At 47.8% G+C, this 14,778-nt stretch carries 10 protein-coding genes and 1 riboswitch; of the genes, 2 read left to right on the top strand and 8 right to left on the bottom strand.

All coding sequences use genetic code 11. The features are described 5' to 3' along the window. The first annotated feature begins 16 nt into the window (after positions 1–16). Complete coding sequence (locus tag SWOL_RS09405) at positions 17–1,402, top strand: MATE family efflux transporter (protein ID WP_011641213.1); 1,386 nt, start codon at positions 17–19, stop codon at positions 1,400–1,402. Positions 1,403–1,442: 40 nt separating this feature from the next. Here the strand turns inward: SWOL_RS09405 and SWOL_RS09410 are convergent, their stop codons facing one another. The 5 genes from SWOL_RS09410 to fdnG all read right to left on the bottom strand — a co-directional run bounded on the left by SWOL_RS09410 (position 1,443) and on the right by fdnG (position 8,192). After that, positions 1,443–2,420, bottom strand: coding sequence for a substrate-binding domain-containing protein (locus SWOL_RS09410; RefSeq protein ID WP_341271092.1), 978 nt, complete (start codon positions 2,418–2,420; stop codon positions 1,443–1,445). Positions 2,421–2,892: 472 nt separating this feature from the next. Further along, the gene (locus tag SWOL_RS09415) at positions 2,893–3,663 is read right to left on the bottom strand and encodes a formate dehydrogenase accessory protein FdhE domain-containing protein (protein ID WP_011641215.1); all 771 of its coding nucleotides are present in this window, start codon (positions 3,661–3,663) and stop codon (positions 2,893–2,895) included. A 13-nt stretch (positions 3,664–3,676) separates the two neighbouring features. Beyond that, positions 3,677–4,336: a formate dehydrogenase subunit gamma gene (locus SWOL_RS09420; RefSeq protein WP_011641216.1), complete on the bottom strand. Its 660-nt coding sequence runs from the start codon at positions 4,334–4,336 to the stop codon at positions 3,677–3,679. A gap of 2 nt (positions 4,337–4,338) precedes the next feature. Continuing rightward, a complete protein-coding gene (locus tag SWOL_RS09425; RefSeq protein ID WP_011641217.1) occupies positions 4,339–5,151 on the bottom strand; it encodes a 4Fe-4S dicluster domain-containing protein in 813 nt (270 codons plus the stop codon). 2 nt (positions 5,152–5,153) lie between these two features. Further along, a complete protein-coding gene (gene fdnG / locus SWOL_RS09430; RefSeq protein ID WP_081424892.1) occupies positions 5,154–8,192 on the bottom strand; it encodes a formate dehydrogenase-N subunit alpha in 3,039 nt (1,012 codons plus the stop codon). Positions 8,193–8,361: 169 nt separating this feature from the next. Continuing rightward, positions 8,362–8,482, bottom strand: a riboswitch (molybdenum cofactor riboswitch). 332 nt (positions 8,483–8,814) lie between these two features. On the opposite strand from fdnG, the gene SWOL_RS09440 reads away from it, so the two are divergent. Then, positions 8,815–10,053, top strand: a complete 1,239-nt coding sequence (locus SWOL_RS09440) for a molybdopterin molybdotransferase MoeA (protein ID WP_011641220.1) — start codon at positions 8,815–8,817, stop codon at positions 10,051–10,053. 157 nt (positions 10,054–10,210) lie between these two features. Here the strand turns inward: SWOL_RS09440 and nuoF are convergent, their stop codons facing one another. The 3 genes from nuoF to fdhF all read right to left on the bottom strand — a co-directional run bounded on the left by nuoF (position 10,211) and on the right by fdhF (position 14,703). After that, positions 10,211–11,434, bottom strand: a complete 1,224-nt coding sequence (gene nuoF / locus SWOL_RS09445) for an NADH-quinone oxidoreductase subunit NuoF (RefSeq protein ID WP_011641221.1) — start codon at positions 11,432–11,434, stop codon at positions 10,211–10,213. A 17-nt stretch (positions 11,435–11,451) separates the two neighbouring features. Further along, positions 11,452–11,898, bottom strand: coding sequence for an NADH-quinone oxidoreductase subunit NuoE (gene nuoE, locus SWOL_RS09450; protein ID WP_011641222.1), 447 nt, complete (start codon positions 11,896–11,898; stop codon positions 11,452–11,454). A gap of 123 nt (positions 11,899–12,021) precedes the next feature. Next, positions 12,022–14,703 carry a formate dehydrogenase subunit alpha gene (gene fdhF / locus SWOL_RS14055; RefSeq protein WP_081424893.1) on the bottom strand — a complete coding sequence of 894 codons (2,682 nt, stop codon included), beginning with the start codon at positions 14,701–14,703 and terminating at the stop codon, positions 12,022–12,024. Between the last annotated feature and the right edge of the window lie 75 nt (positions 14,704–14,778).

Consider the following 14,778-nt stretch of genomic DNA (forward strand, 5'->3'; position numbering starts at 1 on the left):
AGGGGTGCTTAGATAGATGAAGAATGAACCCTCAAGACAGCTGGATATGGGCAGCGATCCTGTCTTCCGTGTCCTTCTAACCCTGGCTATACCAGCCATGATCTCCATGTTCTTTCAAAACCTCTATGAATTCGTTGACACCATGTTTATCGCCTGGTTGGGTTCAGCTCCACTGGCGGCCCAGTCTCTATCTATGCCCCTTTTTTATCTGGTTCTTTCACTGGGAAAAGGAGCACAAATAGGAGCCACCACCCTTATGAGCCAGGCGCGCGGTCAGGATAAGCCGGAAGAAACAGCCAAATTATCGGAGTCGGCCCTGCCGCTGCTTTTGTTAAGCATACTGCCCCTGTTTCTTTTGTTGATCCCCGAACTTTGCGCCGGCTTTTATCATTTCCTGGGGGCCCGGGGCCCGGTTTTGACAGAGGCCTATCCCTATACCTTCTGGCTGGTTTTGAGCTTTCCCATTATGGCCTATGTGATGATTGGCGAAGCCATCTCCATGAGCCATGGCAATACCCTGATGCCCATGAAAGCCATGCTCATAGGCAATGCGATAAATTTAACCCTGGATCCTATCCTGATGTTTTACCTGGGATGGGGCATAGCCGGGGCCTCCATTGCCACCCTGATAGGACAGCTGTTATCAGCGGTCTATATTTACCGCCAGCTCAAGCAAGCCAAACTACCCGTCCCCGTGCTGTACCTGCGTAAAGACATGCCTCTTTACTGGAAAAAGATAAGCCATTTAGGCATCTTCGTAACCATTTCTCAACTGGTCAGCCCCCTGGGTCTTTCCCTGGTAAATGTGGTGCTGGCATCCTTTGGGCCTGCGGCCATAGGTGCCTGGAACATTATGGCCCGCCTGGAAATGATGGGCCTGCTCCCCCTTTACGGCATGGCAGGAGCCTTGATCCCCTATGTCGCCTTTAACTACGGACAAGAGAACTGGGAGCGGATTCGCAGCGGGGTGCGCATCTTTCTCCTGGGAACGGGCGTGATTATTCTGCCCATTATGGCCGTTCTGATCCTGGGAGCTCCCTGGCTAGTGCTGCCCTTCCGCTCCGATGCCCAGGTCACCGAGCTGGCTATGCATGCCATACGCATAGCTGCCCTGGCCCATATTTTTGCCCCGCTAGAACTGGCCTTATTTGGCACAGCCCAAGGCCTGAAGCGCCCCTGGTATTCACTCTTAACTTCTGTTGCCCGCTTACTCGTTTTTCGCTATCCGCTGGCGGTATTTTTTGCTTCCTTCTGGGGCGTTAACGGTGTCTATTGGAGCCAACCACTGGCCGTAGCTTTATCCGGCATACTCTCCGGCATATTGTTATGGAGGTTATTAACAGGCGAGGTTTTTCAAGCCAAGCTGCCCCGGGGTGAAGAAATGAATTATAGTGAGGTTTAAAAGGATTTTAGGGAATTAGTTCAGATATACAGGGTAGTCCCTAATGACGTACCTTTGCAGAATGGGGAGTTTCGTAGACGATCTTTCCGGTCAGGGAGGTATCATAGCCAATATGCTGTTCAACCGCCCGTTTAAATGCGGTTGAGTTTATAACTTCCTGTATCTGCTGCCATTCAGGTTTTTCTGCTGTTTCCTGAAGAATAACCAGATCAAAGCGTTCTTTAAACAGGGGCACAAAATCCAAGCCCAATCTTTCGGCAGCAAATTGAATGCCAATGCCGAAATCTGCTTCTCCATTAGCAACCTTAAGTGCAACTCCCCAATGAGTCTGTTCTTCTTTTTCATAGCCTTGAATTTGGCGGACTGGTATTTTGTTTTCCAACAAGTATTGATCTATTCTTAAACGGGTGCCGGAGCCTCTCTGCCGGTTTACAAAGCGAAAACCTTTTTTAGTGATATCCTCCCAGGAATTGATATTGTGCTTGTTACCTGCGGGGACAATCCAGCCCTGGGTTCTTTGAACCAGGTTAACAACCGTATAAGCTTCAGCCAGAAGTATATGTTCTACGAAGGGCAGATTGTATTCTTGTAATTTTTCATCCCAAAGATGAATACCGGTTACTTGCGCTTCTCTGTGGTAAAGAGCAACCAAACCTTGCATACTACCTTTAAAAATAGTCTTAAGGGAAAGAGAAGAAGAGGAGTGATTTAAAAACTCTGCCAGCAGTTCAACGGATAGATCATGGCTGCCCATAAAACAAAAACCATTATCTGAAGATACATCCTCCTGCGCGTCAGAATATCCCCGGGGGCGTTTTTCACCTGAGTCTCCCTGCAAGTAATGCATTAGCGAATCATAATCAATACGTATTTTTCTTCCAATGCGCCATGAGGGAATTTCTCCCCGTTTGATTAGCTCGTACAAGGTATATTTGGAAATTTTAAGTATTTGAGCAGCTTCTTCTGGGGTAAGGGGCGGACGTTTAGTAATGGTTATTCGACTCCTTCCGCTTATCAGTAAATATTCTCACTTAACAGGTTTGCTCATAGGGGTAGCAACTCATAAATATATCATAATTCAATTATGCCTGTTTTTATTGTACTTTTAACATAACACCAGGGGAGAATCGTGTCAACTTTCTTGGTTTATTAAAATTATATATATTCCCTTTAATACTATTATCTTCTATTTGTTTTTGGGTTTATGAAGTTACCGTTTCTTGTTTATAATGGCTATCTTTACAAAGCTTCGTTTGTCGCTACTAGTTTTCTCTTCTTTATAATTTTCATGTACAATCCGTTCTCCATATCCTTGAAAAAAAAGCTTCCCGCGAAAGCGGGAAGAAAAAGATTGGGATGTATGAAAAGCCTAAGCTTTTTCATCAATAAATTATTGCACTCAGTCTATCAGCATAATTTACAAGAGATACTATTAAAACTATCCTTCGGTGCGATTAATTCCCAAATATATTAATTTCGTATTTTTTGGCCTAATTGATTTGATTATCTTTTCTAACCTGTTCTTCTATCCAGCGTTCGGTTGCATAGTTCAAAGGAAGCGTTCTCATGTCTTCCCAAAAATAATCCGCAGCATAAAGCATACGCCCATCAATTTCCTTGAAATATTGCCCACAAACCTGACAAACACCCATTTCAATTCCGGGAAACGCCTCGTTTTTGAGATAAAATAATTTCTTGGAATCTTCGCTTCCGCAATACAGACATCCGGTTCGCTGTACAGGCCATTCAAAGTTGCATGTGTTACAGTGCATTACTCTTTTCCCGTCCGGTGCGGTCAGAACCGCCAAAGTCGATATTTCGCCACACACAGGGCAAGCCACTACACTCTTCTCTGGATGCTCTGAAGAGCGGGGATTCCACTTTTGCTCCGGCACTCCCGTTTCATTGACGGTCTGGCTAGCAAGTTTAGCTACACCATTAACTGCTATCTGGAGGCGGGTTGCCATTTCTGCTTCCATCCTATTGTTACCTGACTTCAATTGTTCCCACATTTCCCACAAGTCTGAATCATTGATTTCCACTTTGGCAGAGAGATTTAATCTCTGCCAAAGCTCGATAATCGCATCTTGAGGTAAATCGCTAATAGGCAAATATGGGGATTCATCACTCATGCTTAAACTCGCCTGCCAATATGAACCGCGTTCCTGCCGCCAGGCATCAACTTCTAGTTTGAGCTGACGATACTTCTGGTAGGCTTGTTCCACATTTTCCGCAACTACCAATTTGCTTTTTTTCGTCATCAAAATTCTCCTCTTATCCTCTCATAGTTTCCTTAGCCTCTTCGTTATACCATTTTTCGTAGTGTTCATAAGCAAACTTGGCAGGAACCCAACCAGTGAAAATACCCTTTAGAGCCTGGTTTGAATCGGGATGTAGTATTCCCAGATATAAATGGGCAATCAAAAGAGCAGTCATAAAAAGTGCACAGGCCGCATGTATAGGATACGCCCACTGTAGCAGCAAACTTGGACCTGAAGCAAACCACATAATGTAGCCGCTGATGACAATGCAAATTGTCCCCAGAATGGTAAACATAGAGTTCAGCTTTTCACCACCGTTAAACTTGCCCTGGGGCGGGAATGGTTTATGCCCGCCAAAGAATTCTATACCAAAATTCTTGGCATGAGCGAAGTCATCTTTACCGAAGTTAATGACGTCTTTAAACCAGCGCCGCATCTGGCGTGCGCCTTGTCCTTTGCCAATGAATCCTATTATCATACCTAAAGTAAACAACACAGCAACTACACGGTGAATATTTCGTGTAACATGAATCCCGCCGAATACGTTCATGGCCGGTTGAAATGCGTAAATTAGAACTCCCAGCCCGGTGAAAAGCAACAGTAGAAAAGCAACGCCGTGACACCAGTGCACAAAACGCTCTCCCGCGGAAAAACGATATACCTCTTTTGCCATATCTACTTACCTCCTTCGTCGTGGGATGCCGCGATATTTTTCGCTCGGTTGGCATAATTGCCCCTTACTAAATTGACAATAACCCCACACGTGATAGCTGCAGCCGAAGCGCCAATCGCGAGACCACCCAGCGGATGAACGATGTCTTTCCAAAGAGTCAAAGATACTGGCGTAGTAGGATGTAAAGGAAGCCCATAAGCATCTGGCCTATCCTGCAGCAGATAAACATAAGTCGTACCGCCCATCAATTCAGTGCCATACAAATGGGCTTTCGGATTTGTTAATTGAAGCTCTTCAACGCGGGCTTGGGCTTGGGCCATTATCTCAGCATGATCGCCAAACTGTATCGCGCCGGGCTGGCAGGTTTGAGCACATGCCGGTTTCATACCGTTTTCTACACGATCAATGCAACCGGTGCATTTGGTCGATTTATTAGTGGCTTCATCAATCTTGGGAACGCCCCATGGGCAGTTCGCCGCACAATATCCACAGCCAATGCATTTGTCTTTATCTATCAAGGTGTATCCCGTTTCCGTCTTATAGATAGCATTAGAAGAACAAGCCTTCATACAAGCAGGGTCACCACAGTGGAAACACTGGAGTTTCAGCATATTAAAACGCATTTTTTTATCTTTGTACTCTTCTCTGAACCTGACATAGGTCCAGGTATTGGGTGTAAAGTCAGCCTGGGCCTGATAGCTGCTTATGCGTTGTGTCTTTTCAGCCGGATGATCATTCCAGGCTTTGCAGGCCACGGAACACGCCTTACAACCGGTACATAATGAAGTGTCAATAAATACCATTTTTCTCGCCATCGTTAAGCCCTCCTTATGTTGACAAGACAGCATTTATACTCAGGAGTACCAGCTCCGGGATCGCATGCGTTCATTGTCACATTATTAGTACTGGGGCCGGGATTCAAGCTGGCAAAGCCCCAGCTCCACGGCATACCGATGGTCTCCTGATCTTTACCGTTAATTTTTAGAGTTTGAATACGGTCGGTCACCAGGGCACGCACTACTAAACTGCCGCGGGCAGAAGAAACTTCGACTTTATCCCCTTCTTTAACGCCAATCTGTTTGGCCAGGTTTTTGCTTATTTCAGCATAAGGCTCAGGTGCAATCTCATTCAGCCAGGGAATGTTGCGGGTAATCGCCCCGGCGCAGAAGTGCTCGACAACCCCATAGGTGGTAAGGACATGGGGATATTCATCCGGATTGCCAAACTCTTTTGAGACAATCTTAGCACAGGGATTGTTCTGCACCGCGGGATGCAGAAGATTGGCCACTGGGCTTTCAATCGGCTCATAGAACTCCGGCATAGGTCCATCAATCGTCATGCCTGCTCCACGAATCGGAACAGCCGCAATACCTTCTGGTGGAGTAGCAAATGTGCCGCTCTTATAAGTAGCTGCGAATAAGCGTCCTACGCCTTCTGGATTCATACGGAAAGCCTGTTTCCCTTCAGGAGTGTCAGGTCCTTTGGTTTTGTCAACCACATCGGGACCGTCATTTCCGACCCAGAGATTCTGGATAGGATCCCACCAGATCAGCTTGCGTCTGGAATCAACCGGCTGTCCTTGGGCATCGCAAGAAGCCCGATTATAGAGAACGCGAATATTGCCCGGCCAGGCAAAAGCATAGTCTTTGTTAAGCCCCAAACCGGTGGGGTCTGCATTGCCCCGGCGGTCTGCCAGGTTTTTGTCTACATCCGGAGTTACCCCTGCATATATCCAGCATCCGGTGGAAATCGTACCGACCGGTGCCGCCAGATATTCACCCAGAGAAGCGGTGAGCTTGCCGGTTGCGTCATTATAACCGTTCAATTCCTGAAGCACCTTTAAAGCACTCGCTTCGTGCTCGCCATAATCCCAGTTGGCTTTTAAAATTGGTTCATCCTTGGGGTCATTGCTTCCGGCATAAAGGGTGCGCACTCTCTTAAAGATGTGATCCAGCATATCCAAATCCGGGTGACAGTCATTGAGGGGTTTTAATGCCACTTCCTTCCACTGAATAAGGCGGGAAGAATTGGTCATGCTGCCGGCCTTTTCATAAACGAAAGCCGCCGGCAGGAAGATTACCTCAGTCGGAATCTTGGCCGGATTTAATCCTTCTTCTTTCCAGAACTGGGCGGTTTCGGTGTTAAATATGTCAGCCACTACCAGCATTTCCAGTTTGGACAGACCTCTGGACACCAGTTTTCTGTCCGGGATGGAAACCGTGGAGTTGGAGCCCCAGTTGAGGAGAAGCTTAAACTGCCCTTCTTCCATTTTACTAAAGAACTGGGGTTGAATAGGCATATTTGCTGGGTTGTTCTTGGGCAGCCACTGATACCCGTATTCGTTTTCGGGAGTGGCGTTATTACCAAACCAGGCTTTGAGCAGGGCTACCAGCGGTTTATGCTGAACTGAACCGTTTTTCGCCACATAATCCTGCAGAGTTTTCTCGGCATTGGTGGGATAAGGTAAATATCCCGGCAGGTTGGCGTTCAGGTTGGCCATATCGGTAGAACCTTGAACATTGGGCTCGCCGCGCAGGGCCTGGATGCCGCCGCCGGCTTTGCCCACATTGCCCAGGAGCAGCTGGATGATTGCATAGCAACGAATACCCTGCACCCCGGTGGTGTGTTGGGTCATGCCCAGGGCGTAAAAGATGTTGCCGGGTTTGGCTGCAGCGAAAGTATCGGCTATCAGCTTAATTTTAGCAACCGGTATTCCGGTAATTTTTGAAGCTGCATCAAAGGTATATCTGGAATAGTGGGTTTTGAGTTTTTGGAAAACACAATCCGGATCATCCAGGCTGTCTGCCTTTACCGGTTTACCCTCGGCATCCAGTTGATAGGCCCAGCTGGCATAATCATACTTCCTGGTTTCAGGATTGAAACCAGAAAAAAGGCCGTCATTGAATTGATAATCCTTGCTTATCTTATTAAGCGCATTGGTAAAATTTAAAACATAGAATTCATCATAAAGCCTATTTTCAATATAATAATTGATCATTGCACCCAGGTAAGCAATATCGGTTCCGGGACGGATCTGAGCGAAGATATCCGCCTGGGATGCGGTGCGCGTAAAGCGCGGGTCGACAACAATAACCTTGGCGCCTTTCGCCCGGGCGCGGTTAACCCATTTCATAGCAATGGGATGGCATTCCGCACAGTTGCTGCCTGCGATCAAGAAACACTCGGAGTTCTGCATATCCTGCCAGGAGTTGGTCATGGCGCCGCGTCCAAATGAAGGTGACAAACTAGCCACCGTGGGCGCGTGTCAGATACGGGCCTGGTGTTCGTGGAATGGTGTCCCGATCAGGCGGGCAAGTTTGGAAAGCAGGTAGCTTTCCTCATTATCAACCTCGGCCGAACCTATCATACAAATGCCTTCCGCCCGGTTCACGGTTACGGTTTCTTTGGCGCCGGTTTTGGCATTTGTAATCTCCTCGGTGCTCGTCCAGGTCTTATCTCTGACTTCCTTGATTTTCTTGGCAATGCGATCATAAGCCTCTTCCCAGGAAATATCCACGAATTTGTCAGAACCCGGAGCACGATACAGCGGATTTTTCGGACGTTCTGGAGAATAGGCCACCTGTGCCAGGCTGGCCGCCTTGGGGCAAAGAGTACCTTCATTGATGGGATTGTCCGGGTTCCCATCGAGGTGGACCAGTTTTCCGTCCTTAATATGCAGGAGAAGCCCGCATCCACCTGAGCAGAAGTGACAGATGCTGGGTATCTTTGTGCATCCTGCCAGCTTCAGTGCGTGCCCGTGTGCGGCAGTTGCTTCCAAGTCAAACCCCAAGCCGGAAGCAACTACGGCAACGGAGAGACCTGAAAGCTTCAGGAAACCACGACGAGTAAATTTCATAACCAATCTCTACCTCCCTTAAAAACTACTACTACCAGCAGATACTCTTTTGCCAGAGTACCTGATTGCATTTATGGGATAAACAAAAATGCCTCCAGCAAAGGCCAGGGGCATAAAAAAATATTTGGATTTTATGCCCAATATGGCCCAGCAAGTACTACCTGCTCTTAACCAGGCTTTTTAGGCTCCTTTCCAAAAATACGGGGAGGCACAATCGTTTCCAACTATACCCACAGGCCTAGAAACCATGGCTTTGCTTTAGGTCTAAAGGCTTGGAGCTATACAATTGTCTTAATCATACGCCAACCACACACATAATAATATACCGTCTGCTATATACATCCGACTATCTCAAACACAATATAACATAATGCTATTATTTTGTCACTAAAAAAATTAAACATAATTATTTCATATTAAGCCTAACAATTTACCACAATGGATGTATAATAAATAAAGAAATATATACTGAGGGTTTTAAAGCATCGAAGAAACTGCGGAGCAGTTTCAACACACCGCTGCAATGAGGTGGGAGATTAGAACCCGACCGCTTAGGGGGATATATTTCACCTCGTTATCAACAAAGGAAATGCGCGATATCGCGATATGAGGTAGGTTATTTATGAGTAGACTACAGTTGGTTGATGATAAGACATTAGAAGCTGTTAGTTTGGATAAAGCTGTTGATTTAAGTTGCGAAAGCATTCAAGCCCTGGACACCGAGTACCTGCACATCGATGATGCCTATATGCGGGTAGCCGCGGACGATATAGCAAGCTTTATTAATATACCCACTTTTGACCGTTCGGCAATGGATGGCTATACGATTGGTAAGACTGATCTCAAAAGACTGCAAACCGGACGATCGTTGCGTTTGAGAGTAGCTTCTATAATCGGAGCTGGTTCAATTGAAAACAGGCCAATAAGGCCCGGGGAAACCTGCAGAATTATGACCGGGGCTTTGCTTCCAGAAGGCAGCGTTGCCGTTATCAAACAAGAGGACGTTGAAATAATAAATGAAAACTATATAATTGTCAGCGTCAGGCCGCGGCGGGGTGAAAATATTCGAAGAGCCGGCCATGAATTAATGGCTGGAGATAGAGTTGCAGCCAAAGGGCAGGTTTTAAAAGCGGAAATCCTGGAAAGAGTAGCCGCCTGTGGCATAGAAAGGGTGCCGGTATACCAAGTGCCTCGTGTATATATTATAGACACGGGAAATGAGTTGCTTTTACCCGGGTCCCCCATCAAAACAGGATGCATATATTGCAGCAATCGGAGCCTATTAGCATGCAAAATAACCAGCAGCAGAGCTTTACCATCGCTGTCGCCTTCAGTAATTAATGATGACCTGCACACCATTATAGCTGCCATAAAAAAGGCGGCACGGGTCTCTGATATGATAATAATCAGCGGGGGGACCGGCAACGGCCTTTTCGACCTGGTTCGCAACGCGTTCGAGTATTTGAATGCCCAGCTTCTTTTCAAAGGTATAAACGTCTTTCCTGGCAAAAATACTTCAGCCGCCCTTATCGATGGCAAACTTATTTTCAATCTGTCCGGCAGCCCCTCTGCAGCCGGAATATTGTTTGAAGCTCTGGTAAAACCGGCCCTGCTTAAGTTAAAAGGAGAGTTATTGTATAAAGGGGATTGGTTTAATATAGAGCTGGCCAGCCCCATTGAACATTTAAAGTCGGGTCGTAGCCTGCACCGAGGAGAAATGATTATTGAACAGGGCCATGCCTACGCCCTGCCGGTAAACCGAAAAGATATTAATACGGGAAATATTCCTTTACTGTTAGATGTGCATAAAAGGTCGGGAGAAGAACCAGTCATGGTTAAAGCTAAATTAGTCGTAGATTAAGACACAAGCATCAGCGCTCCTTACCCCTCACTCCTTACCCCTCACTCCTTACTTTTCTCATTAATCATTTTTATTGCCCGAACTTATAGCACAAGATTATGTACCGGGGGTTTTTGGCCCCCGGTACAAATTAAACATAATCTGGGATTATAGAGCATTAATTGAACTTGGCTGTATAATCGTTTCTAAAATGCTTTAAGGTTGTTAGCACTGGAGCCGGAGCCGCCTGTCCCAAACCGCACAAGCAGGCTTTGGACATAACGCTTCCCAGTCTCTCCATATAATCTAGATCGCCGGCAACTGCCCCGCCGTTTTTCACCCGGTGCAGCATTTCATGCATGCGCTGAGTTCCCTCCCGGCAGGGAGTACACTTGCCGCACGATTCATGAGCAAAGAACTTGCTTATGCGATCAATTACATCCACTATATCCCGGGTCTCGTCCATCACGAAGAAGGCTCCTGACCCCAGGGTAGCGCCAATGGCTGACATGGAATCAAAGTCGATCGGGGTGTCGAGCAGTGATTCGGGTATGAATCCGCCAGATGTTCCTCCAATTTGCACCGCCTTGAATTTTTTGCCACCGGTAATTCCTCCGCCAAAATCGTCCAATACCTGCCGGATGGTGGTATTAGTAGGCACTTCAATAACAGTGCGGTTGACAATATCTCCCGTCAAGGTCATGACTTTGGTTCCCGGATAGCCCGCCGCGCCAATGCCTTTGTACCAATCCGCGCCCTTGTCAACAATGGCGGGAATATTAGCAAAGGTTTCTACATTGTTGACAATAGTGGGCTTGCCCCACAAACCGATAACCGGTGGAAATGGGGGCTTGAAGCGGGGTTCACCCCGGTGCCCTTCTATAGACTCAATAAGTGCGCTTTCTTCGCCACACACATAGGCCCCGGCTCCCATGCGTACTTCGATATTGAAGTCGCCCAGAAGGCCCTTTTCACTGGCCTGGGCTATGGCTTTATTGAGGATTTCCACTACGTAGGGGTACTCGCCCCGGCAGTAGATATAGCCCTTATTGGCTCCTATTGCATACCCACAAATAGCCATCCCTTCCAGGACGCTCTGCGGATCATTCTCCATGATAATCCGGTCTTTATAAGTTCCCGGCTCACCCTCATCGGCATTGCAAATAACGTATTTCTGATCGGCCTTTACGCCATAGGAAAAACTCCATTTCATACCAGTGTTAAATCCGGCGCCGCCACGGCCCCGTAATCCTGATTTCTTAACCTCTTCAATCAGATCTGTCTGGCTCATGCTCTTAGCTTTGGCTAAGGCCTGATATCCGCCCACCTGGGTGTAACTATCGATGTTCAACGGATCAACTTTGCCGTAATTGCGCAGTACTATGCGCATTTCCTCGGCCATTTTTTACCCTCCCCTCTTTACTTGTACTCTGTGAGGATGGCAGCAATTTTATCAGCTGTTACATCCCCATACGGTTGACTGTTGATTGTTATAACCGGTGTGGCCTGGCATTGCCCTACACACTCAGCAAATTCCAGAGTGAATTTGCCATCAGGGGTGGTTTCCCCCATTTTGATACCCAATTCCTTTTCCAGAGCAGCCACAACCTTATCAGCACCCGCGATATGGCAGGGTGCGCTTTCACAAATACGAATGACATTTTTGCCCCGGGGGCCAACCTTCAAATAGGAATAGAAAGTAGCAACTCCGTAAGCCTTGGCCTCGGGTATATCAAACACTTGAGCCGCATAAACCACCGCGTCCTCAGGAATATAGCTGTATTCTTTTTGCACTGCATGATATGCTTCGATAATACCGCCGGGAACTTCTTTATAGGCGCTGATAATTTCTCTGTAATCTGCCATTGCTCATTCACCTCCAACCTTATTGGATTTGGACTAGATTCTATTTACATACAAATATTAACGTCCTTTTGCGGATGATTTTGGCAAAACCATCTCGAATACGGCCGCTGTTTAACTGGCCTCCTATACCTTTTCGAGCTTTACTGCACACACTTTATACTCACCGGTTCCAGTAATCGGATCCAGGTGATGGCTGGTTAGGGCATTGGTCGGGGTAGCATTATAATGGAAGGACATCCATATCACCCCTGGCAACACTCTATCGGTTACTTTGATTTGAGTTATCGCTTCTCCACGACGGGAGGTGACTTTAACCTGGTCGCCAGTTACCACGCCCAATTTATCGGCATCAACCGGGTTGAGTTCCGACATCTCCTTGTCCCAAATGCTGCTGATGCCTTTGGAATACGGAGTGGTTACATTATAATGCTGCAGTATTCTGCCGGTGGAGAGTAGGTACGGGTATTCCGCATCGGGTATTTCACCTGGCGGTATATGCTCGGAAGGCTGGAACAGACCGAGACCGCGGGTAAATTTGCCAACATGCAGAACCGGGGTACCAGGATGGTCTAAGCTGGGGCAGGGCCACTGCAGGCTGTTCTCCTGGTCTATTCTCTCAAAATTGATGCCCGCCATGGAGGGCGAAAGGGAAGCCATCTCATCCCATATCTCCTTGGGGCTGTTATAATTCACGGGATAGCCCATAGCAACAAACATCTGACAAATGGTCTGCCAGTTGGCCTGACCGGGGATAGGTTCAATTGCCTTGCGAACCCTTTGGACGCGCCGCTCGGTATTGGTAAAGGTACCATCGCACTCGGCAAAACTGGCCGCCGGCAGAATTACATCCGCATAAGCGGCAGTTTCGGTAAGGAACAGTTCCTGAACCACCAGGAATTCCAGTTTTTCTAAAGCACCTCTGATGTGATTGGCATCTGGATCAGTCAAAACCGGATTTTCGCCCAGAATATACATGGCTTTAACTTTGCCTTCATGAGCCGCTCCAAACATTTCTGGAATCTTGAGACCTACTTTAGCTGACAGGCTCGCTTTCCAGGCCTTTTCGTGTTTTTCCCGCACTGCATCCACACCTACGGCCTGATAGCCTGAATACACATTGGGCAGTGCGCCCATATCGCAGGCACCCTGAACGTTGTTCTGGCCGCGCTGCGGGCAGACTCCGGTTCCCGGGCGGCCCAGGTGTCCGGTCAACATAGCCAGGTTGGCACAACTCATAACATTGCGGGTTCCACAGATATGCTCGGTAATACCCAGGGTGTAGAAAATCATGGCCTTATCGGTGGTAGCGTAGAGGCGGGCCACGGCGTACAGGTCATCCACCGAGATGCCGGTAAGCTCGGAAACCCGTTCCGGAGTGTAGGACTCCACAATAGCCTTGAGTTCTTCATAGTTCTCGGTGCGTTCTTCTATGAATGTCTTGTCTTCAAGGCCTTCCTTGATAATAATGTGCATTAAGCCATTCAGGAGAGGTATATCAGTACCCGGTTTCACACGCAGCCAATAGTCGGCTTCGTCAACCAGGTCGATATGGCGTGGGTCACATACTACCAATTTAGCGCCCCGGCGGGCCGCCTGTCGCATCTTATAACCAATTACCGGATGAGCTTCGGTAGGATTGGTTCCAATCAGGAACATGAGCTCAACCTCGTTGGTAATATCACTGATCGGGTTTGTCATAGCGCCGCTTCCAAAAGTAGTGGCCAGACCGGCCACGGTGGGCGCGTGTCAGGTACGAGCGCAATGGTCAACATTATTGGTCCCCATTACGGCACGGCTGAACTTGCTGACCAGGAAGTTTTCCTCATTGGTACAGCGAGCCGAACTCAAAGCCGCAAAAGAATCGGGGCCGTATTTTTCCTTGATCTCTTTAAAACGCGTAGCAATTAAGCTAAAAGCCTCATCCCAGGAAGCAGGTTCAAATTCTCCATTCTTCTTGATCAACGGAGTAGTCAGCCGATTTTCGTTATAGATGAAGTCCCAGCCAAAGCGTCCTTTAACGCACAGGCTGCGTTGATTTACGGGCGCATCCGGATTTGACAGGACGCCTATTACCTTTCCGTCTTTGACCGCCAGATCGAAATTACATCCGGTGCCGCAGAATGGGCAGGTGGTTCTAACCCGTTCAATATCCCAGCGACGTCCCTGACCTACCATGGTCTTCTCGGTCAATGCCCCGGTTGGGCATACGGCTACACACTGCCCGCAGAATACGCAATCGGAATCGATGTAGTCGACATCCCCGGCGGTGGTTGCCTTGCGGTGGAAGCCCCGCTTCAAATAAGACAGGTTATCCGCACCGGTCAGCTCTTCACAAGCCCTGACACAGGCACCGCATAAAATGCACTTGTTCAGATCTCTTACTATGAAGGGATTACTATCGTCGATCGCATAGGCATGCTTTTGGCCGACAAAGGGACTTCCCTTAATCCCATAACGATAGCAATAATCTTGCAGCTTGCAGGCACCTGCTTTTTCACAGGTCAAGCAATCCAAGGGATGGTTGGCAATCAATAATTCAAGGATCGTCTTGCGCGCTTCTACTACTGCTGGCGATTCAGTCTCGACTTCCATTCCCTGGAACACCGGTGTTACGCAAGATGCCGGCAACAGGCGGTTGCCTTTTACTTCCACCACGCACAAGCGGCAAGCGCCCAGGGGGCTAAGATCCTTATCATAGCACAATCTGGGTATCTCGATACCAGCCAGTTCAGCTGCTTGTAGAATGGTACTTCCTGCCGGAGCCTCTACCTCCTTTCCGTTAATGATGAGTTTTACCAAATCCACCATCATCACTCCTTCCATTTTTTTAGGCAACAAAAAAACCCCCACACTGAAACAGGGGGTGCCTTCCAAGATAAT

This window comes from Syntrophomonas wolfei subsp. wolfei str. Goettingen G311 (assembly GCF_000014725.1).
GTDB classification, from domain to species: Bacteria; Bacillota; Syntrophomonadia; order Syntrophomonadales; family Syntrophomonadaceae; genus Syntrophomonas; species Syntrophomonas wolfei.